This window comes from Stenotrophomonas maltophilia group sp. Smal17 (assembly GCF_030237045.1).
Taxonomy (GTDB): Bacteria; Pseudomonadota; Gammaproteobacteria; order Xanthomonadales; family Xanthomonadaceae; genus Stenotrophomonas; species Stenotrophomonas forensis.
The window spans coordinates 1-24,689 of the sequence record NZ_JASJSU010000010.1; the positions used below are offsets into that span (position 1 = coordinate 1).

Below are 24,689 nucleotides of genomic sequence, written 5' to 3' on the forward strand. Positions count from 1 at the left end.
CCACCCCGCCACGAGGGGCTCCGCCGTTGGCCGGAACCCCCGCGACAAACCCGCGCACGTGCGCAATCCCAGCGAACGGCGGACAATGGAGGCCTCAGGCGGCCCGCCGTGCCGCCCTCCCGTTTTCCGCTGCAAGGATTCCCCATGGCCGCCCGCAAGTCCTCCGCCCCCCTGATCGAAGTCACCGCTCGTCCCGGCCAGCCGCTGGGCATGGCCCCGGCCGTCTTCCTGCGCGATTTCTGGCAGAAGCGCCCGTTGCTGATCCGCAACGCCTTCCCGGATTTTCAGACCCCGGTGCAACCGGAAGACCTAGCGGGCCTGGCCTGCGAGGAAGGCGTGCTGGCGCGCCTGATCGAACATGACAAGGCCCAGGATGGCTGGCGCGTGCGCACCGGCCCGTTCCAGGAAGACATCTTCCCCGCCCTGCCCGACCACGACTGGACCCTGCTGGTACAGGACGTGGACAAGTGGGACAAGGACGTGCGTGCCCTGATCGAGCACTTCAGCTTCCTGCCGCGCTGGCGCATGGATGACGTGATGATCAGCTTCGCCGCCACCGGTGGCTCGGTCGGCGCCCACGTCGACCAGTACGACGTGTTCCTGCTGCAGGCCCATGGCCACCGCCGCTGGCAGATCGACGCCAGCGAATCGATCAAGGGCAAGCAGCCGCCGCTGGGCTTCCGCCCGGACGTGGAACTGAAGCTGCTGAAGGTGTTCAAGCCGACCCACGACTGGGTGCTGGCACCGGGCGACATGCTGTACCTGCCGCCGAACGTGCCGCACCACGGCGTGGCTGAAGACCCCTGCCTGACCTTCTCGTTCGGCATGCGCGCGCCGTCCTCGGCCGAGCTGATCAGCGACTACCTGGATACCCTGATCGCCGATGCCGACGAGAACATCCGCTACCAGGATGCCGACCTGAAGGTGCCGGCCGACCCGAACGAGATCGACACGGTGGCGATGGCGCGGGTGATCACCGCCCTCAATGCGATCCGCATGAACGACCCGGACAAGCTGGGCGACTGGTTCGGCCGCTTCATCACCACTTACCGCGCCGCCGGCGAAGTGATGGCCCACCAGGCCGCACCGGCAGCGGAAGAAGTGGTCCAGGCCCTGGCGTCGGGCCTGCTGCTGCAGCGCCACCCGTGGGCGCGCCTGGCCTGGCGCCGGGCCAAGCGCGGTGCCAGCCTCTACGTCAGCGGCCAGGACTTCGCGCTGCCGGTGAAGGACGCGCAGCGCCTGGCCGGTGCCGAGCAGCTCGACGCCGCGGCCTATCGCGGCCTGTCCGACAAGGGCCGCGCCGTGCTCCAGCGGCTGCTGGTCGGCGGCGTGTTCCAGCTGATCGACCCCAACGAGCTGTATGACGCCGAAGACGAAGACGAGGACGACGGCGAGGACAGCGTGGTGCTGGGCGAGGTGGTCGAAGGCCGTGACCGCGTGGACGCGATCGACGACGACGCGGTGTCCGACGATGTCCACACCGTGACCGTCCATGACGACGGCATCGAAGTCATCGTCAACTTCGAGGACGACGAGGAAGACGACAGCGAGACCGGCCGCGCCTGAGCCATCGCGATGATCCGGGTCCAGCAGGTCAGCCACGCCGACGCCCACGTCGCGATCCACGACGTGCGCCAGCGCGTGTTCGTGCAGGAACAGGGCATCGCCGCCGAGCTGGAACGCGATGCGCTGGACCCGGTCAGCGCCCATGTGCTGGCGCTGGATGCCGACGGCGACCCCGTCGGCACCGGCCGGCTGACCCCGGATGGACGCATCGGCCGCATGGCGGTGCTGGCCAGCCATCGCAGCCACGGGGTGGGTGAGGCCCTGCTGCTGGCCCTGGTCGAGGCCGGGCGCCGGCTCGGCCTGGCCGAACTGCATCTGCACGCCCAGCTGCCGGCCCGGGCGTTCTATGCCCGCCAGGGCTTCCTGCCCGAGGGCGATGTGTTTGAAGAAGCCGGCATCGGTCACCAGCAGATGCGCCGCCGGCTGGGCGTGGCCAGCGCCATCGACAGCCGCGCCGAAGCGGTGGACATCACCACCGCCATCGTCCATCGCGCCCGTCGCCAACTGTGGCTGCACAGCCGCCAGCTGGACCCGGGCCTGCTCGACGCACCGCCCGTGCAGGCCGCCCTGCGCCGTTTCGTCACCGCCCGCCACGACAAGCAGCTGCGGGTGATCGTGCACGATGCGGCAGCGATCGCCTCGGCCGGAGCGCCCCTGCTGGCGCTGGCCCAGCGCCTGCCCAGCGTGATCCAGGTCCGCGAGGTCTCCGACCCGATCGACCGTGCGCTGGCCTCGGCGTGCATGCTCAACGATGCCGGTGACTTCTACTTTCGTCTGATCGGCCACCGCCTCGACGGCGAGGCCGGCATCGCGCTACCGGCACGTTCGCAGCCGTTCGAGCAGCAATTGCAGCGTGTCTGGGACCGTTCGCGCGATTGCAGCGAACTTCGCGCGCTCGGCCTCTGAGCGGAGCGGGCTGCCTCAACCTGTCTGGAAGCGGCACCGGTGGACCTGCGATGCCTCGGGCGGCGCCCCTTCGTGTCCGGTTGGGGGTACAATTTGGCTGTTTGAACGCGCCCGCGCAGGGCTATTCATCTTCCTGCCGGGTCCTTCTGAAGCCATACCCCACAAAGCGAATCAACACCCTCCATCGTGGACAATCAACTGAAGCAGTTTGCGCAATCTTCGCAACTCGCCGGCGGCAACGCCTCCTATGTCGAGGACCTGTACGAGCAGTACCTGGTCTCCCCGGATAGTGTCGATCCCAAATGGAAAACCTACTTCGACGGCTTCAAGGGCCGCGAAGCAGGTGACATTCCGCACTCGGCCGTCATCTCCCACATTGCGGACGCGGCCAAGGATGCGCTGAAAGCCGGCACCGGCAACGGTGCGGGCGACGAGCGTGAGCGCAATGTCGGTCGTCTGATCACCGCCTACCGCTCGCGCGGCCATCTGGACGCCCGCCTGGACCCGCTGGGCCTGACCACGCCGGTCAACACCCCGGACCTGGGCCTGCCGTTCCACAGCCTGTCCGATGGCGACCTCAACAGCGAATTCAGCACCGGCGGCGTCGGTGGCCAGCCGCGCATGAAGCTGCGCGACCTGCTGGCGCGCCTGAAGGCGACCTACACCGGCTCGATCGGTGCGGAGTTCATGCACATCTCCGAGGTCGAGCAGCGCCAGTGGATCTACAAGAAGCTGGAAGCGGCCGGTGGCAACTACCAGCTGGACGCTGACACCCAGCGCCGCACCCTGGAGCGCCTGACCGCGGCCGAAGGCCTGGAACGCTACCTGCACACCAAGTACGTCGGCCAGAAGCGCTTCTCGCTGGAAGGCGGCGACTCGCTGATCCCGATGATGGACACCATCATCCGCAGCGCCGGCAAGGATGGCGTCAAGGACGTGGTGATCGGCATGGCCCACCGTGGCCGCCTGAACGTGCTGGTCAACACCCTGGGCAAGAACCCGCGCAAGCTGTTCGACGAATTCGAAGGCAAGTTCGAGCACGACGAGCACGCCTCGGCCGGTGACGTGAAGTACCACATGGGCTTCTCGGCCGACGTCGCCACCGACGGCGGCCCGGTGCACCTGGCGCTGGCGTTCAACCCGTCGCACCTGGAAATCGCCGACCCGGTCGTGGCCGGTTCCGTGCGTTCGCGCCAGGAGCGCCGCAAGGACACCGCGCGCAAGCAGGTCATGCCGATCCTGATCCACGGCGACGCGGCCTTCTCCGGCCAGGGCGTGGTCATGGAGCTGTTCCAGATGTCGCAGGCGCGCGGCTTCGCCGTCGGCGGCACCGTGCACATCGTGGTCAACAACCAGGTCGGCTTCACCACCTCCAACCCGCTGGATACGCGCTCCACGCGCTACGCCACCGACGTGGCGAAGATGATCGCCGCCCCGGTGCTGCACGTGAACGGCGATGATCCGGAAGCGGTGGTGTTTGCCGCACAGCTGGCCTTCGAGTTCCGCCAGACGTTCGCCAAGGACGTGGTCATCGACCTGATGTGCTACCGCCGTTGGGGCCACAACGAGGCCGACGAGCCGGCGATCACCCAGCCGCTGATGTACCAGGTGATCCGCAAGCACGCCACCACCCGCGAGATGTACGCCGAGCAGCTGGAAAAGGCGGGCGTGATCGCCGCCGGCGCCGGCAAGGCGATGGTCGATGCCTACCGCGAGAAGCTGGACGCCGGTGAAGTGACCACCGAGCTGGCCAAGGTCGAGAAGACCCCGCCGAGCAGCCCGCTGTTCGTCGATTGGCCGAAGCTGCTGGAAGGCAAGCTGTCCGATCCGGTCTCGACCAAGGTCGAGAAGAACAAGCTGGTCGAGCTGGCCAAGCTGATCAACACCGTGCCGGACGAAGTGCAGCTGCACTCGCGCGTGGCCAAGGTCTACGACGACCGTCGCAAGATGGCTGCCGGCGAGATCCCGGGCGACTGGGGCTTTGCCGAGAACCTGGCCTACGCCACCCTGCTCGACGAAGGCCATGCACTGCGCCTGGTCGGCCAGGACGTCGGCCGCGGTACGTTCACGCACCGCCACGCGATCCTGCACGACCAGAAGACCGACAACTACTACATGCCGCTGCGGCAGCTGGTGGATTCTCCGGAAAAGGCCACCGTCATCGACTCGCTGCTGAGCGAAGAAGCGGTGATGGCCTATGAGTACGGCTTCTCCACCACCGATCCGAACACGTTGTGCATCTGGGAAGGCCAGTTCGGCGACTTCGCCAACGGCGCCCAGGTGGTGATCGACCAGTTCATCGCTGCCGGTGAAGCCAAGTGGGGCCGTATCTCCGGCCTGACCCTGCTGCTGCCGCATGGTTATGAAGGGCAAGGCCCGGAACACAGCTCGGCGCGCCTGGAGCGCTTCCTGCAGCTGTGCGCGCTGGAGAACATGCTGGTGGTGGTGCCGTCGACCCCGGCACAGGCCTTCCACATGCTGCGTCGCCAGCTGCACCTGACCACCCGCAAGCCGCTGGTGGTGATGTCGCCGAAGTCGCTGCTGCGCCACAAGCTGGCCGTGTCGACCCTGGACGAACTGGCCAACGGCGAGTTCCAGCACCTGATCGGCGACGCCAACGCCGATGCCAAGAAGGTCAAGCGCGTGGTGCTGTGCTCGGGCAAGGTCTACTACGACCTGCTGGAAGACCAGACCAAGCGTGGCCAGGACGACGTGGCGATCATCCGCGTGGAGCAGCTGTATCCGTTCCCGCGTGCGCTGCTGGCCGCCGAACTGAAGAAGTACGGCAAGGCCACCGACGTGGTGTGGACGCAGGAAGAACCGCAGAACCAGGGTGCGTGGTACCAGATCCGCCACCACCTGCAGTTCTGCCTGGCCGATGGCCAGAACCTGCACTACGCCGGTCGCGCACGTTCGGCTTCGCCGGCTGCCGGTCACATGGCTGACCATGTCCGCGAACAGCAGCAGCTGGTCGCCGATGCACTGGTCAACCCGTTCAACGACACGTTCGCTGAATAATCCTCCCCCTATTTAGAAGACAAACCAGGAAGCTCCCGCAATGGCCACCGAAGTCAAAGCCCCGGTACTGCCCGAATCCGTCGCTGACGGCACCATCGCCACCTGGCACAAGAAGGTGGGCGACGCCGTCAAGCGCGACGAAAACCTGCTTGACCTGGAAACCGACAAGGTCGTCCTGGAAGTGCCGTCGCCGGTCGACGGCGTGCTCAAGGAAATCAAGTTCGCCGAAGGCTCGACCGTGACCTCCAGCCAGGTCGTGGCGATCATCGAAGAAGGCGCCGTGGCCGCTGCCCCGGCCCCGGCCGCTGAAGAGAAGAAGGCAGAGGCCGCGCCGGCCGCTGCGGCTCCGGCCGCTGCTGCCGCTCCGGCCCCGGCTGCCAAGTCGGCCGCCGACGCGCTGCCGCCGGGCGCCCGCTTCACCGCCATCACTGAAGGCGTGAACCCGGCCGACGTCGACGGCACCGGCCGCCGCGGCGCCGTGACCAAGGAAGACATCGTCAACTTCGCCCGCAACGGCGGCGCCGGCAAGGCCGGTGGCGCACGTCCGGAAGAGCGCGTGCCGATGACCCGCATCCGCAAGCGCATCGCCGAGCGCCTGATGGAGTCGAAGAACTCGACCGCCATGCTGACCACCTTCAACGAAGTCGACCTGTCCAAGGTGTCGGCGGCGCGCAAGGAACTGCAGGACGAGTTCGTCAAGGCCCACGGCATCAAGCTGGGCTTCATGAGCTTCTTCGTGAAGGCCGCTGCCAACGCGCTGCAGCGCTTCCCGCTGGTCAACGCCTCGATCGACGGCGACGACATCATCTACCACGGCTACTCGGACATCTCGATCGCCGTCTCGACCGAGAAGGGCCTGGTCACCCCGGTCCTGCGCAACGTCGAGCGCATGTCGTTCGCCGACATCGAGAAGACCATCGCCGACTACGCCAAGAAGGCGCGTGACGGCAAGCTGAGCCTGGAAGAACTGCAGGGTGGCACCTTCACCGTGACCAACGGCGGCACCTTCGGTTCGCTGCTGTCGACCCCGATCATCAACCCGCCGCAGAGCGCCATCCTGGGCATGCACGCCATCAAGGAGCGTCCGATCGCCCAGAACGGCCAGGTCGTGATCGCGCCGATGATGTACCTGGCGCTGTCCTACGACCACCGCATCATCGACGGCAAGGACTCGGTGCAGTTCCTGGTGGACATCAAGAACCAGCTGGAAAACCCGGGCCGCATGCTGTTCGGCCTGTAAGACACCTCCCGCCCCTCCGCGCCCGCGCGGAGGGGTTCTGGTAATGCATCAAGGAATAATTCAATGGCTGAACAATTCGACGTCGTCGTCATCGGTGCCGGCCCGGCCGGTTACCACGCTGCCATCCGCGCGGCACAGCTGGGCCTGAAGACCGCCTGCATCGACGCAGCGCTGGGCAAGGACGGCAAGCCGGCCCTGGGTGGCACCTGCCTGCGCGTGGGCTGCATCCCGTCCAAGGCGCTGCTGGATTCCTCGCGCCAGTTCTGGAACATGGGCCACATCTTTGGCGACCATGGCATCAGCTTCAAGGATGCCAAGATCGACGTCGAGGCGATGGTTGGCCGCAAGGACAAGATCGTCAAGCAGTTCACCGGCGGCATCGGCATGCTGTTCAAGGCCAACAAGGTCGCCGCCTACTACGGCTTCGGCGAACTGCAGCCGGGCAACGTGGTCAAGGTCACCCAGCATGATGGTTCCATCGTCGAGCTGAAGGGCACCAACGTGATCATCGCCGCCGGTTCGGATTCGATCGAACTGCCGTTCGCCAAGTTCGACGGCGAGACCATCGTCGACAACGTCGGCGGCCTGGACTTCACCGAAGTGCCGAACCGCCTGGCGGTGATCGGCGCCGGCGTGATCGGCCTGGAACTGGGCAGCGTGTGGAAGCGCCTGGGCGCTGAAGTCACCATCCTGGAAGCTCTGCCGGAGTTCCTGGCCGTGGCCGACGCCGAAGTGGCCAAGACCGCTGCCAAGGAATTCAAGAAGCAGGGCCTGGACATCCGCCTGGGTGCCAAGGTCTCCAAGACCGAGATCACCGGCAAGGGCAAGAAGAAGGAAGTCGTTGTCACCTACACCGACAGCGAAGGCGAAAAGACCCTGACCGTGGACAAGCTGCTGGTGGCCGTTGGCCGTCGCGCCGCCACCAAGGGCCTGCTGGCTGAAGGCACCGGCGTCAAGATCAACGAGCGCGGCCAGATCGAAGTCGACGCGCACTGCCACACCGGCGTCAACGGCGTGTGGGCGGTCGGCGACTGCGTGCGCGGCCCGATGCTGGCGCACAAGGGCTTCGAGGAAGGCATCGCGGTGGCTGAGCTGATCGCCGGCCTGCCGGGCCACGTCAACTTCGACACCATTCCGTGGGTCATCTACACCGAGCCGGAACTGGCCTGGGTCGGCAAGACCGAAGCCCAGCTGAAGGCCGAAGGCATTCCGTACAAGGCCGGCAGCTTCCCGTTCGCCGCCAACGGCCGTGCCGTGGCGATGATCGAGCCGGCAGGTTTCGTGAAGATCCTGGCCCACGCCGAGACCGACCGCATCCTCGGCATGCACCTGGTCGGCGCCAACGTCTCCGAGCTGGTGCACGAAGGCGTGCTGACCATGGAGTTCAGCGGCTCGGCCGATGACCTGGCCCGCATCTGCCACGCCCACCCGTCGCTGTCGGAAGTGATCCACGACGCGGCGATGGCGGTCAGCAAGCGCGCCATCCACAAGGCGAACTGATCGTTCGCTGACAGTGCCGGCCGCTGGCCGGCACACTCCAGCAATCAAAAAACCCCGCCTCGGCGGGGTTTTTCATTGGCCGCGCAGCTCGTCCAGCAACAGCTGGGTCGCCCGCGATGCCTTTCCGGCATCCGAACTGACAAGACCGAACACCCGCTGGATGAGCGGCCGTAGCGGCATCACCCGCAGGCCATGCCGGTCCCCAGGCAGCGTGGATTCGGGCACCAGCGAAACACCCAGCCCTTCGCGGACCAGTACGCAGGCACTGGCCCAGTCGCGCACGGTCACCCGTACGTCCGCCATTTCCAGGCCAGCGTCACTCATCAGGCGCTGACCATTCACCGTACAGCCGCCCGTTGCAAGGATGAAGGGTTCGCCCGCCAGCTCGCTCAGCGCCACCCCGCCCCCGGTGGCGCGACGCCCCAGCGGATGCGCCTGCGGCAGCACCGCCATCCACTCATCGCTGCCCAGTGCCAGCGGGTCTCGATCAGCAGCGGGGTTCATCACCACCCCGACATCGACCATGCCGGCTGCCAGCCAGTGCTCGACCTCCACGTCGGTACCTTCCACGGTCACCACCTCGATGCCCGGGTGACGCCGTCGGAAATCACGCAACAGCGGGGGCAACACGCCCGAGATGATCGAAGGAAAGCTGGCCAGGCGGATGCGGACTCCACTCACCCCCCGGCTATCGTCGGCCAGCGCGCGGATGGCCTGCAGGCCGCCCAGCATGCTGCGTGCGTGTTCGAGCACTCGCTGCCCCAGCGCGGTGATCTCCACCTGACGCCGCTCACGTACGAAGACCGCAAAGCCCAGCGAGGCCTCCAACTGGGCCAGCGCCTGGCTGGCACCGGATTGGCTGATGCCGACGCGATCGGCGCCGCGCGAGATGGTTCCCTCGTCGGCCACGGCAACCAGCAGGCGCCAATGGGCAAGATTCATCATGGCAGGCAGTAGCCCAGCTTATGGAATGGAAATCGAAGATTGATTTTACCGGATATCGCCGGGCCAGCAGACTGCCCTGCATCGGCTGTCCCAGCCGCTCTTCCCTCTCGAGACCGTCCATGAAGCTGTATTACGCGCCCTACACCTGCTCGCTGTCGCCGCATATCGTGCTGCGCGAGCTCGGCCTCCCGTTCGAACTGGTCAAGGTCGACAACGCGACCAGGCAGACCGCCGATGGCCGCGATTTCCGTACGATCAACCGCAAGGGATACGTTGCCGCGCTGGAGCTGGACGACGGCCAGGTGCTGACCGAAGGCCCGGCGATCGTCCAGTTCCTGGCCGACCTGAAACCCGAATGCGCGCTGGCCCCGCCCGTCGGCAGCTGGGAGCGGGTACGACTGCAGGAGTGGTTGAACTTTGTCACCAGCGAAATCCATGCCGGTTCGGCACCGCTGTTCAGTGCCGCACTGACGGAAGAGGCCAAGGCATTCTTCCGTGCAAAACTCTTCAAGCGCTTCGATCTGCTGCAGGAAACCCTGGCACAACAGGATTTCCTGATGGGTTCAAGCTTCAGCGTGGTCGATGCCTATCTGTTCACGGTGCTTGGCTGGTGCCGCTTCTTCTCCATCGATCTGGCGGCGTGGCCGGCGCTGCCGGCCTACACCCGCAGGGTCAACGCGCGACCGGCCGTGCAGGCAGCGCTGCGTGCCGAGGCGGCATGATGCAAGGCCGCGCCCCTGCGTGATCTGGCCGTTTTGGAGAGCAGCCGGGCATGGGCTCCGCGCTACACCTTTCCAGCCGGCTTCTTCGGTGGGTCGTCGCAGACCTTGTGCTGCACAACCGTATCGCCGGCCTTCCATTCCTTCACCACCCGGCAGCGCTCCCGGGCTTTCGGTGTCGCCGCCGCTGCGGCATCCGCTTCGTCGGCGGCCGCGGTCTGCTGGCGCTCGAGCCAGGCAGACGACGGCGGCACCGCCGGTGTAGCGAGTGCGGGCAGCGCGACCTGCGCCAGCGCGGCCAACAGCAGCGCCCTCATGCGGCCACCGGGCCGCCACCGAGCAGGCGTGCCGGCAGCATGAACAGCGCGCGCAGGAACGCGAACAGCGCCGAGAAGGTGATGCCGACCAGGCGGAATGGCAGGCTCAGCAGCCACACGAACGGCCAGGCGATCAGGGCGAGGATCGCCAGCGGCCAGCACAGCACGAACAGCAGGCACCACACACCGAGCGCAAACAGGGTCTTCATCACGGTCTCCTTGGGCGGCACCCTGCCGCCTGTGGACACCATGGCGCCCCACCCTCGCTGCCCGCAAACGGTTTGCGACGAAACCGGGCTGGGGGCGATGAAACCGGTGGTGGGGAAACCGGAGATTCAGGAGGTTGCCGGCCAGCGGCCGGCACTACCGAACGGATTCACACCGGCAGTGCGCCCGGGCGGCCATGGGTCACCTGGAAGCGGGCGGCCGTGCGTACCGGCGCATCCGCACGCAGCACGCTGTCGGCGAAGCGCAGCTCGGCGTCCACGGTCTGCCGGTTCAGCTGCAGCTTCCACCAGCCACGGCGATCACCATCGAAATAGCGGATATGCGGGTTCTGCGGAATTGATGGACCGTAGTACGGGCCATAGGGCGTATCGTCGCCGCCACTGCTGATCGCCGGGGCAATGAACTCGGTGGCCACCACCGGGACATCGGCCGTGTCGAAATCCAGCTTCAGGTCGTTGACGAAGGTGGAATGCCAGTCGCCACCGAGCACGATGGCGTTGCCCTGCCCGCCTGCCTGCAGCGCCTGCAGCAAGCGTTTGCGGGCAGCGGGATAGCCATCCCAGGCGTCGTTCCAGAAACGCTCGCGCGGCGTGCCGCCGTCCAGCCGCAGCTGCGCCATCAGCAGCTGCTGCACCACCACGTTCCAGCGCGTGCCCCGTGCGGCGGCCATCGACTGCGCGAACCACGCTTCCTGGCCTGCACCGAGCATGCTCATGCGCGGGTCCAGTGCGGCATCACAGCGTGGTGATTCACCGACGCCACAGGGATTGGCCGGGCGGAACTGGCGGCAGTCGAGCAGGGTCAGCTGTGCCAGATCGCCGTAGCGCAGGCGACGGTGCACGCGCAGGCCACCATTACCCGACGGCGCGCTGCGCATCGGCAGGTGTTCGTAGAACGCGCGGTAGGCCGCCGCACGGCGCACGATGAAGTCCTCGGTCGACACGCCGGGCTTTTCCGGGTGGATGCCGGAGTAATCGTTCTGCACCTCGTGGTCATCCCAGATCACCGCGAACGCGTGTGCGGCGTGCGCAGCCTGCAGATCCGGATCGAGCTTGTACAGCGCGTACTGGTCACGGTAGCGCTCCAGGCTGACCGTCTCGCCGCTGAAGCGCTCGGCATCCAGCGTGCGCCCGCGTGCGTTCTGCAGCGGGCTGTATTCGTACAGGTAGTCACCGGCATGCAGCACCAGGTCGACATCGCTCTGTGCGATGTCACGCAGCACCGGATAGTAGCCACTGTTCCAGGCCTGGCAGGTGCACAGCGCCAGCCGCAGCTGCCGAAGTTGCATGTCCAGCAGCGGCGCGGTGCGGAAGTGGCCGACCGCGCTTTCCTCATCGCCATCGCAGGCGAATCGATAGTAATAGTCGCGGCCCGGGCGCAGGCCATTGACCTCCACGTGCACCGAATGGGCCAGCTCCGGCACCGCGGCGGCAACGCCACGCTGCACCAGCCGGCGCATGCCCGGGTCTTCAGCCACGAACCAGCGCACCGGCACCGCCCGCGACGGCATGCCGCCGCCGTTGAGCGGGTCCGGGGCCAACCGCGTCCACAACACGGCTCCCTGCGGATCCGGATCGCCGGCGGCAATGCCGAGGGTGAACGGATCACGCCCCAGCCGCGGCCGTGGGCCGGCCGTGGCCAGCCCCGGCATCGCCGCCAGCGCGATCGCCGCCCCCGTGCCCTGCCACGCCATGCGCAGCAGACGACGACGGCTTTCCGGATCGACAGGACCGCGCATCAGAAGCGCACGGTTGCGGTGGCCATCACCTGCCGCGGCGCGCCGACCTGCATGGTCGCCAGGCTGCGGGTCGGGTCGGCGGCGTAGGTGCCGTTGGTGTTGATCGACGACAGGTAGCGCTTGTCGGTGAGGTTCGTCAGGTTCAACGCCACGGTCAGGTTCTGCGCTGGGCCCAGCGTGCCGAAGTCATAGGCCACCGAGGCATTGACCAGCCAGTAGCTCGGCACCGACACATCGTTGGTGTAGGTCACGTAGCGCTTGCCGACATGGTTGGCCGACAGGCGCATGTCCCACGGGCCCGGGGTCCACGCCAGGGTGCTGGCGAACATCCATTCCGGGGTGTCGACGGTCTTCTTGCCGCGGGTCGGCACCACGCCGTTGTTCACGTAGTCGTTGTCGTAGGTGCTGTCATTCCACGACAGCGCGTTGGACCAGGCCAGGTCCTGCATCGGCTTCAGCTGCAGGGTCGCCTCGGCGCCGCGGCTGGTCACCGAACCCACGTTCGAGAACAGCGCCGGGCAGCCGAGGATGCCCACGCATTGGGCGATCGCCAGCAGGCGGTTGTCGAACTTCACGTCATACACCGCGACCGAGGCTTCATAGCCCTGGCCGTAGCCACGCCAGCCCAGCTCCAGCGTGCGCGACTGCTCCGGCTTCAGGTTCTGCGCGCTGGCATCGAACGCGGCCTGCGGCACGTTGAACGGGCTGCCCACGCCCAGCGCATAGGCCGCGATGTTCTTGGCGAACGAACCGAAGATCTCGTTGCCTTCGTTGAGCTTGAAGTTGAAGCCGGCCTGCGGCAGGAAGCCCTTCCTTGCGGTCAGGCTGCTGTTGTTGGCATAGCTGCCCAGCGGCGTGCGCACGCTGGTGCGGGTGTGCGGCGACTTCGCACCGATGTCGATGGTCAGGCGGTCATCGAACAGGCGGAAGCGGTCCTGCACGTAGAACTGGCGGGTGATGGTGGTGTAGCGCTGGTGCCACACGCGCTGGTCCGGATTGCGCAGGAAGAAGTCGTCGGTGACCGGGCCGTCGATGTAGTAGAAGTTGCGCTGCACGCTGTGGCCGTTGTCCTCGTACCAGAGGCCGGCTTCGAGTTCGTGGCCGCCGACATTCCAGGTGAATGCCGAGGTCACGCCAGTGCGGTCGATCGCGTACTCGGTGGTGCGGATCGAGATCGGGATCTCGCGGCTGGTGCCCGGATTGGACGGATTGGACGGGCTGAACCAGTGGCCCTGGCCACGGTTGCTGTGGTTGTAGACGTTGACCTTCAGCCGCATCGATTCGTTCAGGCCGAAATCACCGGCGATGCTGGACAGGTCATCGTTGCGCAGGCCATGGCCGGAGTAGTACGCATCCCACGGGCTGTTGACGCCGCCGCTGAATGTGCCACGTGCGGCGGCGACCGCGCGATCCCAATCCGGCGCGTAGTTGTCCCAGTCCCAGCCGAGGCGGTCGATCATCTCCAGCGACAGGTCCTGGTAGTCCGCTTCGACGCGCCGCGAGACGTTGAACAACGCGGTGATCTTGCTGTCCGTGCCGAAGTTGTAGGTCGCCTTGCTGTTGAACTGCTTCAGCTCCTGCGAGCCCTTGCCCTTCCACTTGTCGCCCTCGGAGTACACGCCGGACAGGTAGGCGGCGAAGCCCTGGTGCTCACCGGTCTCCAGGCGCGCATAACTGCGGCGTGCACTGTCGCTGCCGAAGCCCTGCGCCAGCACCACGCCATATTCGGTGGACGGATCGATCGAATAGAACTGGAACACGCCACCGAGGTTGCTGGTGGACGGGGTACCCAGCGCGCCGATACCGGTGGAGACTTCGGCACCGCCGAGGTTCTCGCTGATCACCGCGCGGCTGATGTGCAGGCCGTTGCTGTTGCCATAGGCCATGTTGCCCAGCGGAATGCCATCGAGGGTGTAGCCGAGGCGATTCTGGTTGAAGCCGCGCAGGCTGATGGTGGTGGACCATTCGTAGGCGCCGGTGGCATCGGCCGATTCGAAATGCACGCCCGGCTTGGTCGCGAGCAGCTTCAGCGGATTGGCGCCGGGCGGCAGCACCTTCATGTCCTCGGCGGTCACGCGCTGCACCTGGCGGGCTTCGCCGCGGCCGATCACCGAGATCGAATCGAGCGTGGTGGCCGACTGCGCGTCGGTGGCGGGAGCGGTTTCAGCAGCGGCCAGCGACGGCAGCGAAGCACAGACCAGCAGGGCCAGCAGGTTGCGGCGAAGCGGAGCGTGGGACGGCATGGGGGCGGATTCCTTGGGCACGCTGGACGCCGAAGGGCGGCGTCGAAAGGGCAGCAGCGGCGGAATCGTAGAAGCGGCGCGTTACATGTCATTTACACGCCACGTACGGAAGTTTGGCGTTGCGGATGGTCTGCAGGCCGTGGGGCGGTTGCCGGCCAGCGGCCGGCACTATGGTTATTCGAACGAACCGACCGAGTCGTGGGCCAGGTTGTCGAAACGCGTGTACTCGCCGAAGAACTTCAGCTTGCACGAGCCGGTCGGGCCACCACGGTGCTTGCCGATGATGATCTCGGCCAGGCCCTTGTCCGGCGAGTTTTCCTTGTTGTAGTAGTCGTCGCGGTAGATGAACACGATCATGTCCGCGTCCTGCTCGATTGCGCCCGATTCGCGAAGGTCGGCCATCACCGGGCGCTTGTCTGTACGCGTTTCCAGCGAGCGGTTGAGCTGGGACAGCGCAATCACCGGCACGTGCAGTTCCTTGGCCAGGCCCTTCAGCGAACGCGAGATTTCCGAAATTTCGGTCGCGCGGTTTTCGCTGTTGCCGGGCACGCTCATCAGCTGCAGGTAGTCGATCACCACCAGGCCCAGGTCGTGCTCGCGCTTGAGGCGGCGGCACTTGGAGCGCAGCACTTCCGGCGACACGCCCGGCGTATCGTCGATGAAGATCTTGGTTTCCTTCAGCATCTTGATCGCACTGGTGACGCGGCTCCAGTCCTCGTCTTCCAGCTGGCCGGTACGCAGGCGCTGCGCGTTGATGCGGCCGTTGGAGGAAATCAAGCGCATCGCCAGCTGCGAGGCCGACATTTCCATCGAGAACACCGCCACCCCCTTCTTCGACTTGATCGCCGCGTACTCGGCGATGTTCAGCGCGAAGGTGGTCTTGCCCATGGCCGGGCGCGCGGCGAGGATGATCAGGTCGGTCGGCTGCAGGCCGGCGGTCATCGCATCGAAGTCGTTGTAGCCGGTCGGCAGGCCGGTGATGTTGCCGCCGTTCTCGAAGCGGTTGCGCAGTTCCTCGAACGCGTCCTTCAGGGCGCCGGGCATCGCCACGAAATCGGTACGGCCACGTGCGCCCTGCTCGGCGATGGCGAACACGCTCTTTTCCGCCGAAGCCAACAGCTCGCTGCTGTCACGGCCCTCGGGCTGGAAACCGTCGTTGACGATGTCGGTACCGACCTGGATCAGCTGCCGCAGCACCGCCTTGTCACGCACGATCTCGGCGTAGGCCACGATGTTGGCCGCCGACGGCGTAGTGCTGGCCAGCTCGATCAGGTAGGCGCCGTCGCCGACCAGCTCCAGCTTGCCCTGCGATTCGAACCACTCGCCCAGGGTGACCGCGTCGAACGGCCGTTCGCGCTCGGACAGCTCACGGATCGCGCGGTAGATCATCTGGTGATCGCGGCGGTAGAAATCGCCTTCGGTCAGCTGGTCGTTGACCCGGTCATACGCCTCCGGCGCCAGCATCAGGCCACCCAGCACCGCCTGCTCGGCCTCCACCGAATGCGGCGGTACCCGCAGCTGATCGATGCGCGATTCATCGCGATCACGATCAAAACCATCGCCGCGCTCTCTGCGGTTGGAACGGAAGCCGGAACGGGCGGACATGCTGCGGTGTTTCCTGCAAAAGTGGACCAGACGAGTGTAGGCATGCGCCGACCCCGGCGGCCATGGACAAGCCTGTGGATAAGCCGTGGAGAAACGGGGGATATCCGCCGGTGCCTGGCCAGACTGGCGTGGGGGCGTCGCGCTGCCTGCGACGGGTGCCATTGCGGCACCCGAGCAGGCCATTATCGCAGATGGGGGCGACCGCCGCTGGCGTCAATCGCCCTTGACGTGCACCGCGATCAGCGACAGGAACCGGTCCACGTAGCCCTGCAGGAATTTCTGCGTGCCCTCGTTGTGGACCGTGCCGTCGGCATCGATCAGGCCGTCCTTGAAGTGGATGAACGCCTCGGGCTGGCCGAGCACGTGCATGTCGAGGAAGGCCAGGCTGTTGCGCAGGTGCTGCTGGGCCACGGCGGTGCCGATCTGGCCGATGGAGGCGCCGATCACCGCCGCCGGCTTGCCGGCAAACGCACTGTCACCATACGGTCGCGAGCCGATGTCGATGGCGTTCTTCAGCACGCCCGGCACCGACCGGTTGTATTCCGGGGTCACGAACAGCACCGCGTCGGCGGCGCGGACCTGGTCCTTCAGCCGCGTGCCCTGCGGCGGATAGTGTCCATCGAAGTCCTGGTCATACAGCGGCAGGTCGCCGATCTGCACGTACTGGAAGCGTGCTCGCTGGCCGGCGATCTTCTCCAGCGCATGGGCCAGCTTGCGGTTGCAGGAGTCCTTGCGCAGGCTGCCGACGAACACGGCGATGGTGGGGATGGACATCGGGACATACTCCTCACGGTGCGGGACGCCCAGCCTAGTCGCCGGCCCCGTGCGCCCCGGTGAAGATCAGCGGCCGGTCACGCCCGCCCGCACCTGCCGCCAATGCGCCTGCCAGGCCTGGAACATCAGCACGTTCCACAGGTGGGTATGCCACTTGCGCTGCCCGCCGAGAAACTGCTGCCACAGCGGCTGCACCGCCGCCGCCGACAGCACGCCTTCGCGTTCCAATCGAGCCGGCTGCAGCAGATCCTCGGCCCACGGCCGCAGGTCGCCCTTCAGCCAATCGCTGACCGGCGCACCGAAACCGCGCTTGGGCCGGTGCACCATCGACTGCGGCACGTAGCGGCCAAGAACACGCTTGAGCAGCACCTTGCTGGTGGTTTCACTGCGCTTGAAGCCCAGCGGCAGCGACCACGCGAACTCGGCCACGCGCCAGTCCAGCAACGGCGCGCGCGCTTCCAGGCTGACCGCCATCGAGGTGCGGTCGACCTTGCACAGCAGGTCATCCGGCAGGTAGGTCACGTAATCGGCCAGCATCATCGCGTCGGCCGGCGTGCCGGCGCCGTGCAGCGGGTCGGCCAGGTCATAGAAGCTGCCCGCCGCCTGCGCCCCCGGTACCGCTGCGGCCGGGTCGCGCCAGCGCGAGATGCGGTTGCGGTACACATCGCCGATACCGCGCGCGCCGGACTCGGCCAGCAGTGCGGCCAGGCCACCGGTACGCGAGGCCTCGCCCTGCTGCTGCGAACGCGCTCCCATCCAGCGCCGCAGCGGCCCCGGCACGCGTCCCAGCATCTGCCAGTTGCGCAGCGCGCGCACATAACGGGTGTAGCCGAAGAACAGTTCATCGCCGCCGTCACCGGACAGCGCCACCGTTACGCCCTGCCGGGCCAGGCGCGCGACCAGCGCGGTCGGCACCTGCGAGGCATCGGCGAAGGGCTCGTCGAACATCGCCGGCAACTGCGGCACCACCGCCAGCGCGTCGGCACCGCTGACATACAACTCGGTGTGGTCGCAGCCCAGGTGCGTCGCCAGCTCCCTGGCCAGCGGCGCCTCGTCGTGGCCCGAACCGGTGAAACCGATGCTGAAGCTGTGCACCGGCTGCCCGCTCTGGGCCTGCATCAGCGCCGCCACCAGCGACGAATCGGTGCCGCCGGACAGGAACACGCCTACCGGAACGTCGGCCACCATGCGCAGCGCCACCGCATCGCGAAGCAGGCCATCCAGCTGTTCCTCGGCCTCTTCGATACGACCCTGGAACGGCGCCGCCAACGCCGCCTGCATGCGCGCGCGCGCATCCCAGAAAGGACGTTGCGCCTGCTCCGGGCGGTGCGCGGCCGCACCGGCCGCCACGGTCGCTGCATCCAGGCGCAGTACGCGGCCTGGCATCAGCTTGTAGCAGCGCTGGTGGATGCTGTGCGGTGCCGGGATGTAGTCCAGCCGCAGCAGCAGGGTCAGCGCATCGCGGTCGATGTCGTTGTCGAACGCCGGATGCTGCCACAGCGCCTTCAGTTCGGAACCGAACACCAGCGTGTCGCCGGCCCAGCCGTAGTACAGCGGCTTCTTGCCGACACGGTCGCGGGCCAGCCACAGGCACTGTTCCTGCCGGTCCCACAGGGCGATCGCGAACATGCCGTTGCAACGCTGCAGGGTGTCTTCAAAGCCCCACTGCAGGATCGCTGCCAGCAGGACTTCGGTGTCGGAGTGGCCGCGGAAGGCGTGGCCCAGCGGTTCCAGCTCGGCGCGCAGCGCGGCGAAGTTGTAGACCTCGCCGTTGTAGGCCATCACATAGCGACCGTCGGCCGAGGCCATCGGCTGGTGGCCCAGCGGGGACAGGTCGAGAATGCTCAGGCGGCGGTGCGCCAGCGCGATGCCGGCCCCGGCATCGACCCAGCGGCCACCATCATCCGGCCCGCGGTGGTGCAGTGCCTCGCCCATGGCCAGCACCTGCGCCTGCAGCACCTCGGCCGACGCCACCGGCGCCGGCAACAACATTCCCGCCAATCCACACATGCATCAGGGTTCCTGCGCCAGTTCAAGGGCGGCGCCAATCACTGCATTGTCGCTTGGAAGCCCGAACATTGCTGCCCCCGCCAGCGGGGTATAGGTATCGGCACCGCAGACCCGGCGCAGCGGCAGGTGGCCGAAGCCGGCCTCGACCAGCGCGGTGACCACGCCCTCGCCCACCCCGCCGCTGTGCCGCCCCTCGTCCAGCACCAGCACCCGCCGGGCACTGGCGGCCTGTGTGGCGATGAAGGCGGCATCCAGTGGCACCAGCCAGCGCAGGTCGACCACCCGCACCTGCCAGCCCAGCTGCTGCTCGATCGCGCGCGCCGCACGCAGCGCCATCGGCACGCCGTTGCCATAGGTGAAGACCACCAGGTCCCCGGCGTCGGCGGCGTAGACCCGGCCCTCGCCCGGCACCAGCGCCTGGCCCTGCGCCGGGTAGTCGAACAACCACTGGCCATCGCCCGCTTCGTGCAGGTCCTTGCTCATGTACAGCGCGATCGGCTCAAGGAACACGGCCACCCGCCCATCCACCCGCGCCAGCGCGGCCAGCGTGCGCAGCATCATCACCGCATCGTCGCCGCGCGACGGGCAACCGACCACCAGCCCGGGGATGTCGCGCAGCGCGGTGATCGAGTTGTCGTTGTGAAAATGGCCGCCAAAGCCCTTCTGGTAGCCCAGCCCGGCCACCCGCACCAGCATCGGGTTGCGGAACTGGTCGTTGGAGAAGAACTGCAGCGAGCAGGCTTCGCCGCGCACCTGGTCGATGGCGTTGTGCAGATAGGCCAGGTACTGGATTTCCGGGATCGGCAGCATGCCCATGTTGGCCAGGCCCTGGGCCATGCCCAGGATCATGGTCTCGTCCAGCAGGGTGTTGAACACCCGGCGCGGGCCGAACCGGCGCAGCAGGTCCTTGCTGACCGTATACACCCCGCCCTTCTGCGCTACGTCCTCACCGAACAGCAGGCTCTGCGGGTACTTGGCCAGCAGCTCCTGCAGGCAGTGGTTGATCTGGATCGCCAGATGCCGCGGTGCCTGCCGCTCCGGCAGCGCCTCGGCACCGCCGTAAAGCGCCTCGCGCGCTTCGTCGGCAACCTCACGCCGGGCCTCGGCCAGCACCGCCGCCGGCGTGTACGGCGCCAGTGGCGCCATCACGTCCTGCAGCGACTGCAGCTTCGGGCGGCCTTCGGCCTCGGCGGCGGCGGCCATGCAGCGCGCACGCATGGTCTCGTAGGCCACCTCGATGGCGGCGGCATCCATCCAGCCCGACTCCATCGCGATCTGCGCCGAGCGCAGCAACGGGTCCTGTGCCTCGGCCGCGCACAGCTCCGGCAACGCGCGCCATTCCACTTCAAAATCGGTGCCGGCATGGCCCATCAGGCGCGTGGTGCGCAGGTGCAGGAAGGTCGGCCGCCGGGTACGCCGGCAGTGCTCCACTGCGGCATGCACCTGGGCGTGGCCGACCGCCAGATCCAGGCCATCGGCGAAGAAATAATCCAGCCCGGGCTGGCGGCTGAAGCGCTCGGCAATCCAGCCGTCCGGCGTCTTCACCGAGATGCCCAGCCCGTTGTCCTCGCAGACGAACAGGACCGGTGCCGGCAGCTTCTGGTAGGCCGACCACATCGCCGTGTTGAACGCGGTCTGCGCCGTGGCATGGTTGGCCGAGGCATCACCGAACGAGCACAGCACGATGCTGTCGGCCGGGATCGGCAGCGGCTGCCCCAGCCGCTTGCCACTCTCGATGGCCAGCGCGGTCCCCAGCGCCTTGGGCAGGTGCGAGGCGATCGTCGAGGTCTGCGGCAGCACCCACAACGGCTTGCTGCCCCACACCTTGTGGCGCCCGCCGCTGGCCGGATCATCGGCGCTGGCGGCGAAGGACAGCGCGGCATCACGCAACGGATCGATGCCCGGCACCTGCCGCGAACGCTCGGCCATGAAGGCGCCGGAACGATAGTGCAGGAACGCCGGATCGGTATGCCGGCTGGCGCGTGCCAGCAATGCGTTGCCCTCATGGCCGGAGGAACCGATGGTGTAGAAGACCTTGTTCTGTACACGCAGCACGCGTGCCATCAGGTCCAGCTGGCGGCTGGCCAGCTGCGAATCGAACAGTTCGGCAAAGGCCGCAGCGGTGAGCGTGCTGCCAGGGAGGATCGGTGCATCCGGTGCCGGGCGCTGGCGTGGCATACCGCGCCAGCCACGTACCGCATCGAGGAAATTGGCGTCGCACACGTCGGCGCGGTTGAGCACGCGCATGCGCGCGGGAATCGGATCTGGAACCACAGCAAACATCGAACACCCTCCGTGTCGTTGTTGCGTTCCGCCGGGCGTGGCCCGGCGCTACCCTGTGGAACTCACGCGGCGTCGAAGCGTGCGCGCACCTCGGCAGTCACCGCCGGCATCGGCAGGAAACGCGGCTGCCCTCGCACGCGCTGCAGCCAGGCGCGCACCTCGGGGAACGGCGCCAGGCCGATGCCGCCCTCGTCGGCCACGTCGGTGTAGGCGAACAGCGCGATGTCGGCGATGCCGTACTCGCTGCCGGTGAACCACGGCGCCTGGCGCAGGTGCTGCTCCATCACCGCCAGCGCGGTGGCGGCACGCTCGTGCAGCCTCGGCAGTTCGGCGCGGCGCGGCGAATCGGCGGCCGTCCAGCCACGGATGAAGCGCGCCACGGCCACGCACGGCTCATGCGTGTACTGCTCGAAGAACATCCAGCTCAACGCCTGCGCGCGCTCCCAGCCGTCACTGGGCAGGTACGGCGTGCCTTCGGCCAGCCAGAACAGGATCGCGTTGGACTCGGTCAGCACGCGGCCGTCGTCACGGACGATCAGCGGCACCTTGGCATTCGGGTTCAGCGCAAGGAATTCCGGGGTGTGGGTCTGGCCATGGGCACTGTCCACTTCCACCCAGCGGTAGCGGCTGCCGAGCTGCTCCAGCAGCAGGCGTACCTTGTGGCAATTGCCCGAGACCGACATGCCATGCACCGTCAACGGGACGCGCTCTTCCACCATCGCCTGCTCCATCGGATCCGGCCGGCGGCCGGCTGCGTGCAGTCTGGCAAGCGCGCCGGTGATTGCCAAGCGCGGGTGCAGCATGCCCACACGGTAGCGCCGGCCGCGGGCCGGCAACCTCGATGCAGACGGTAGTGCCGGCCGCTGGCCGGCATCCTCGATGCAGCTTGATCCAAGCGATTGCCGGCCAGCGGCCGGCACTACCAGGCAACGCTCAGCGCGCGCGCTTCCTCCACTGCTCGCGTGACTGGCCCCAGATCTGCATCGGCTTGTCGTTGTACGGCGGCGGCAGCTCCCCCATGCGCAGCAGCGTGCTGCCGAGCTTGCGCGCGACCGCCCGCGAGTTGTCGTTGTTCTCGGCAATGGTGTGGATCACCTCATCCCAGCCCAGCGTATCGAAGGCCCAGTCGATCGCCGCAACTGCCGCTTCCGGCGCATAGCCCCGGCCCCAGCTGGCATGACGGATGCCCCAGCCAACTTCGGTACCGGGCCAGTCCTGCGGTTGCCAGGGCCCCATCCGCCCGATCCATTCGCCGCTCGATTTCTCGATCACGCTGAACATCGAGAAGCCGAACAGCTGCCAGGCGCCGGCCAGGCTGCAGAAGCCGCGCCAGGCCACAGAAGGCGGCTGCACGCCGCCCAGGGTGCGCATGGTTTCCTCGTCGGCGCAGAACGCCAGGTAGGCTTCGTAGTCCTCGCGCAGCAGGGGGCGCAGGACCAGCCGCTCGGTTTCCAGGCGCAGGTCGAAGATGCTCATGCCGACTCCATGTCGTGGGAAGGGCGACCATGATGGTCGATCCCTGACCCGACGGGATGAATTCCGGCCCGAAAAACGAAACGGGCCGGCATGCGCCGGCCCGTTGGCTACTGCATGTTGCGCCTGGGCTTACTGGCGCGTGGCTGCGGCAGTGGCACCCGCGGCTGCGGTCTGCGTGACCAGCTGGCCATCGACCACCGGCAGGCGATCGCTGGCCGGCTTGTTGTCCATGCGCACGGTCTTCTCGGCACCGTCATAGCGATAGGTCACGTTGTAGCCCTTGACCACATCGGTGTTGCCCATGGCAATGCGGTTACCCGGCTTGCTGGCCATGCGCATGGTACCGGTGGTGCCGTCCTCGTTGCGGTAGGTCACGTTGTAACCGGTAACGCGGCTCGACTCGGAGGTGGCAGTCTCGGTGTGGCACTGGCGCTCGGTGCGGTTGACCACGCGGCCACCCACGTGGCGCTTGTCGATCTGGTTGCCGATGAAGCCACCGGCCACCGCGCCGGCCGCGGTTGCGGCCTTCTTGCCGTTGCCGCCGCCGACCTGGTTGCCGAGCAGGCCACCAACCACCGCGCCGACCACGGTACCGCCGACGTTGCCGTCACGCTCCGGCAGGCGCTCCTGCACGGTCACGTCCTGGCAGACTTCGTGCGGGGTCTGGGTGGTGGAGGTCTCGCGCACCGGATCGGTACCGATCACGGTGGCATAGGCCTTCTGCTTCTCGGTGATCGGGTCGACCTTCAGCACGTCGGCGTACTCCAGGCCGCGCGGCGCCGACGGGTCTAGCGTGTCACCACGCGCACCGTCGTCAATGGCATTGCCATCGGCCAGGCGCGATTCGGCATTGGGGGTTCCGGCGCTGATGGAATCGGGCGACGTGTCGCCACTCTTCATGAAGGCGGCGGTGGCGATGCCACCGACCAGCAGCGCGCCCGCTGCGACCAGGACAGTTGTAGTTGTGCTTTTCATGACCTGCTCCTTGCGGACCATCCGCAACGTTCTCGGGCCAGATTGCAGCATGGGCTGCCTGAACGGAATCTCCACATTTCCTGCTCATTGCTGTAACCCATTCAGCATCGGGAAATGCTGGGCCCGTGGTAGCGTTTGCATGTTACCCACGAGGATTCCCGCCATGGCCAACGCGATGCTGCTGCCGGTACTGCAATGGGCGCGCCGGCTGCGCTACCCCACCCTGTTCAAGCTCACGGCCGGCCTGTTCGTGCTGACCTTGTTCATTCCCGACCCGATCCCGTTCGTCGACGAGCTGGTACTGGGCTTCGGCACGCTGCTGCTGGCCAACTGGAAAAGCCGCAACGCCACCCCGCCGCCGCCGCTGGAACAGCGTTGAGTCTGCTGGTCGACAGCCACTGCCATCTGGACGCCAGCGCCTTCGACGATGACCGCGCTGCGGTGATCGATCGTGCGCAGGCCGCGGGCGTGCGCCAGCAGGTCGTGCCCGCGGTGACCGCCGCCAGCTGGCCAACGCTGCGCGAGGTCTGCCGGCAGGCGCCGGGGCTGTACCCGGCCTACGGCCTGCACCCGATGTTCCTGGCCGAGCACCAGCCCGGGCACCTGCCGCTGCTGCGCGAGTGGATCGAACGCGAACGCCCCTGCGCGATCGGCGAATGCGGCCTGGATTTCTTCGTTGAGGGGCTGGATGCCGAGGCGCAGCAGGCCTATTTCATTGGCCAGCTGGAGCTGGCCCGCGAGTTCGATCTTCCGGTGATCGTGCATGCGCGGCGCGCGGTGGACGCGGTGATTGCCGCGATCCGCCGCATCGGTGGCCTGCGCGGCGTGGTGCACAGCTTTTCCGGCAGCCCGGAACAGGCCGCGCAGCTGCACAGGCAGGGTTTCCTGCTGGGCCTGGGCGGCCCGCTGACCTACGATCGCGCGCAGCGCCTGCAGCGACTGGTCCGTCAGATGCCGCTGGAGCAGCTGCTGCTGGAGACCGATGCGCCGGACCAGCCTGATGCCGGCATCCGCGGCCAGCGCAACGAACCGGCACGGCTGGCCGTCATCGCCCGCCATGTGGCGGCGTTGCGTGGAATGGAACTGGATGCGGTGGCACAGGCCACCACCGGAAATGCGCAGCGGTTGTTCGCGCTGCCGGCACTA

19 protein-coding genes and 1 pseudogene are annotated in these 24,689 nt (G+C 67.2%); 8 read left to right on the forward strand and 12 right to left on the reverse strand.

Going from position 1 to position 24,689, the window contains the following annotated elements; translation table 11 throughout:
- Positions 1-144 precede the first annotated feature (144 nt).
- From QRO93_RS04595 to lpdA, 5 genes are all read left to right on the forward strand, one after another.
- Positions 145-1,566, forward strand: a complete 1,422-nt coding sequence (locus QRO93_RS04595) for a cupin domain-containing protein (protein ID WP_180879696.1) — start codon at positions 145-147, stop codon at positions 1,564-1,566.
- 9 nt (positions 1,567-1,575) lie between these two features.
- The gene (locus tag QRO93_RS04600; protein WP_180879698.1) at positions 1,576-2,472 is read left to right on the forward strand and encodes a GNAT family N-acetyltransferase; all 897 of its coding nucleotides are present in this window, start codon (positions 1,576-1,578) and stop codon (positions 2,470-2,472) included.
- A gap of 186 nt (positions 2,473-2,658) precedes the next feature.
- On the forward strand, positions 2,659-5,490 hold the full coding sequence (locus QRO93_RS04605; RefSeq protein WP_006453251.1) for a 2-oxoglutarate dehydrogenase E1 component: 2,832 nt from the start codon (positions 2,659-2,661) through the stop codon (positions 5,488-5,490).
- Between the two features lie 40 nt (positions 5,491-5,530).
- Positions 5,531-6,730, forward strand: coding sequence for a dihydrolipoyllysine-residue succinyltransferase (sucB, locus tag QRO93_RS04610; RefSeq protein ID WP_008265271.1), 1,200 nt, complete (start codon positions 5,531-5,533; stop codon positions 6,728-6,730).
- A 63-nt stretch (positions 6,731-6,793) separates the two neighbouring features.
- The gene (gene lpdA / locus QRO93_RS04615; RefSeq protein ID WP_008264626.1) at positions 6,794-8,230 is read left to right on the forward strand and encodes a dihydrolipoyl dehydrogenase; all 1,437 of its coding nucleotides are present in this window, start codon (positions 6,794-6,796) and stop codon (positions 8,228-8,230) included.
- A 72-nt stretch (positions 8,231-8,302) separates the two neighbouring features.
- Here the strand turns inward: lpdA and QRO93_RS04620 are convergent, their stop codons facing one another.
- Positions 8,303-9,172: a LysR family transcriptional regulator gene (locus QRO93_RS04620; protein WP_258010991.1), complete on the reverse strand. Its 870-nt coding sequence runs from the start codon at positions 9,170-9,172 to the stop codon at positions 8,303-8,305.
- A 122-nt stretch (positions 9,173-9,294) separates the two neighbouring features.
- Between QRO93_RS04620 and gstA the strand changes: the two genes are divergently transcribed.
- The gene (gene gstA / locus QRO93_RS04625) at positions 9,295-9,897 is read left to right on the forward strand and encodes a glutathione transferase GstA (RefSeq protein ID WP_180879702.1); all 603 of its coding nucleotides are present in this window, start codon (positions 9,295-9,297) and stop codon (positions 9,895-9,897) included.
- A gap of 62 nt (positions 9,898-9,959) precedes the next feature.
- Here the strand turns inward: gstA and QRO93_RS04630 are convergent, their stop codons facing one another.
- The 11 genes from QRO93_RS04630 to QRO93_RS04680 form a co-directional block, all read right to left on the reverse strand.
- Positions 9,960-10,211, reverse strand: coding sequence for a hypothetical protein (locus QRO93_RS04630; protein WP_180879704.1), 252 nt, complete (start codon positions 10,209-10,211; stop codon positions 9,960-9,962).
- Positions 10,208-10,420, reverse strand: a complete 213-nt coding sequence (locus QRO93_RS04635) for a hypothetical protein (RefSeq protein ID WP_005410275.1) — start codon at positions 10,418-10,420, stop codon at positions 10,208-10,210. Before QRO93_RS04635 ends, QRO93_RS04630 begins: the two co-directional genes overlap by 4 nt.
- Before the next feature lie 167 nt (positions 10,421-10,587).
- A complete protein-coding gene (locus QRO93_RS04640) occupies positions 10,588-12,177 on the reverse strand; it encodes an alkaline phosphatase (protein WP_180879706.1) in 1,590 nt (529 codons plus the stop codon).
- Positions 12,177-14,420, reverse strand: coding sequence for a TonB-dependent receptor (locus QRO93_RS04645; RefSeq protein ID WP_180879708.1), 2,244 nt, complete (start codon positions 14,418-14,420; stop codon positions 12,177-12,179). Before QRO93_RS04645 ends, QRO93_RS04640 begins: the two co-directional genes overlap by 1 nt.
- 174 nt (positions 14,421-14,594) lie before the next feature.
- Positions 14,595-16,025, reverse strand: coding sequence for a replicative DNA helicase (locus QRO93_RS04650; protein ID WP_005410278.1), 1,431 nt, complete (start codon positions 16,023-16,025; stop codon positions 14,595-14,597).
- A 213-nt stretch (positions 16,026-16,238) separates the two neighbouring features.
- Positions 16,239-16,799, reverse strand: coding sequence for an NADPH-dependent FMN reductase (locus tag QRO93_RS04655; protein WP_053450254.1), 561 nt, complete (start codon positions 16,797-16,799; stop codon positions 16,239-16,241).
- A gap of 66 nt (positions 16,800-16,865) precedes the next feature.
- Complete coding sequence (gene asnB, locus QRO93_RS04660; protein WP_180879710.1) at positions 16,866-18,809, reverse strand: asparagine synthase (glutamine-hydrolyzing); 1,944 nt, start codon at positions 18,807-18,809, stop codon at positions 16,866-16,868.
- Between the two features lie 3 nt (positions 18,810-18,812).
- Positions 18,813-21,092, reverse strand: coding sequence for a transketolase C-terminal domain-containing protein (locus QRO93_RS04665; protein WP_180879712.1), 2,280 nt, complete (start codon positions 21,090-21,092; stop codon positions 18,813-18,815).
- 62 nt (positions 21,093-21,154) lie between these two features.
- Complete coding sequence (locus QRO93_RS04670) at positions 21,155-21,811, reverse strand: glutathione S-transferase family protein (RefSeq protein WP_180879736.1); 657 nt, start codon at positions 21,809-21,811, stop codon at positions 21,155-21,157.
- 214 nt (positions 21,812-22,025) lie between these two features.
- Positions 22,026-22,568 (reverse strand): GNAT family N-acetyltransferase, encoded by a 543-nt coding sequence (locus QRO93_RS04675; protein ID WP_053450257.1) that lies wholly within the window; start codon positions 22,566-22,568, stop codon positions 22,026-22,028.
- A 129-nt stretch (positions 22,569-22,697) separates the two neighbouring features.
- On the reverse strand, positions 22,698-23,543 hold the full coding sequence (locus QRO93_RS04680; protein WP_180879714.1) for a glycine zipper 2TM domain-containing protein: 846 nt from the start codon (positions 23,541-23,543) through the stop codon (positions 22,698-22,700).
- Positions 23,544-23,706: 163 nt separating this feature from the next.
- Here QRO93_RS04680 and QRO93_RS04685 point away from each other — a divergent pair, with 163 nt between their 5' ends.
- Positions 23,707-23,922: a DUF6116 family protein gene (locus QRO93_RS04685; protein ID WP_040007412.1), complete on the forward strand. Its 216-nt coding sequence runs from the start codon at positions 23,707-23,709 to the stop codon at positions 23,920-23,922.
- Positions 23,919-24,689: pseudogene (locus QRO93_RS04690) on the forward strand (TatD family hydrolase); the annotation flags it as partial. The gene QRO93_RS04685 and the pseudogene QRO93_RS04690, both read left to right, overlap by 4 nt.

Coding starts and splice junctions, on each gene's coding strand:
- QRO93_RS04675 (WP_053450257.1), bottom strand. CDS start 22,568: ATGAGCATCTTCGACCTGCGCCTGGAAACCGAGCGGCTGGTCCTGCGC.
- sucB (WP_008265271.1), top strand. CDS start 5,531: ATGGCCACCGAAGTCAAAGCCCCGGTACTGCCCGAATCCGTCGCTGAC.
- QRO93_RS04600 (WP_180879698.1), top strand. CDS start 1,576: ATGATCCGGGTCCAGCAGGTCAGCCACGCCGACGCCCACGTCGCGATC.
- QRO93_RS04630 (WP_180879704.1), bottom strand. CDS start 10,211: ATGAGGGCGCTGCTGTTGGCCGCGCTGGCGCAGGTCGCGCTGCCCGCA.
- QRO93_RS04685 (WP_040007412.1), top strand. CDS start 23,707: ATGGCCAACGCGATGCTGCTGCCGGTACTGCAATGGGCGCGCCGGCTG.
- QRO93_RS04650 (WP_005410278.1), bottom strand. CDS start 16,025: ATGTCCGCCCGTTCCGGCTTCCGTTCCAACCGCAGAGAGCGCGGCGAT.
- QRO93_RS04635 (WP_005410275.1), bottom strand. CDS start 10,420: ATGAAGACCCTGTTTGCGCTCGGTGTGTGGTGCCTGCTGTTCGTGCTG.
- QRO93_RS04595 (WP_180879696.1), top strand. CDS start 145: ATGGCCGCCCGCAAGTCCTCCGCCCCCCTGATCGAAGTCACCGCTCGT.
- QRO93_RS04645 (WP_180879708.1), bottom strand. CDS start 14,420: ATGCCGTCCCACGCTCCGCTTCGCCGCAACCTGCTGGCCCTGCTGGTC.
- gstA (WP_180879702.1), top strand. CDS start 9,295: ATGAAGCTGTATTACGCGCCCTACACCTGCTCGCTGTCGCCGCATATC.
- QRO93_RS04620 (WP_258010991.1), bottom strand. CDS start 9,172: ATGAATCTTGCCCATTGGCGCCTGCTGGTTGCCGTGGCCGACGAGGGA.
- QRO93_RS04670 (WP_180879736.1), bottom strand. CDS start 21,811: ATGGTGGAAGAGCGCGTCCCGTTGACGGTGCATGGCATGTCGGTCTCG.
- asnB (WP_180879710.1), bottom strand. CDS start 18,809: ATGTGTGGATTGGCGGGAATGTTGTTGCCGGCGCCGGTGGCGTCGGCC.
- QRO93_RS04655 (WP_053450254.1), bottom strand. CDS start 16,799: ATGTCCATCCCCACCATCGCCGTGTTCGTCGGCAGCCTGCGCAAGGAC.
- lpdA (WP_008264626.1), top strand. CDS start 6,794: ATGGCTGAACAATTCGACGTCGTCGTCATCGGTGCCGGCCCGGCCGGT.
- QRO93_RS04640 (WP_180879706.1), bottom strand. CDS start 12,177: ATGCGCGGTCCTGTCGATCCGGAAAGCCGTCGTCGTCTGCTGCGCATG.
- QRO93_RS04680 (WP_180879714.1), bottom strand. CDS start 23,543: ATGAAAAGCACAACTACAACTGTCCTGGTCGCAGCGGGCGCGCTGCTG.
- QRO93_RS04665 (WP_180879712.1), bottom strand. CDS start 21,092: ATGTTTGCTGTGGTTCCAGATCCGATTCCCGCGCGCATGCGCGTGCTC.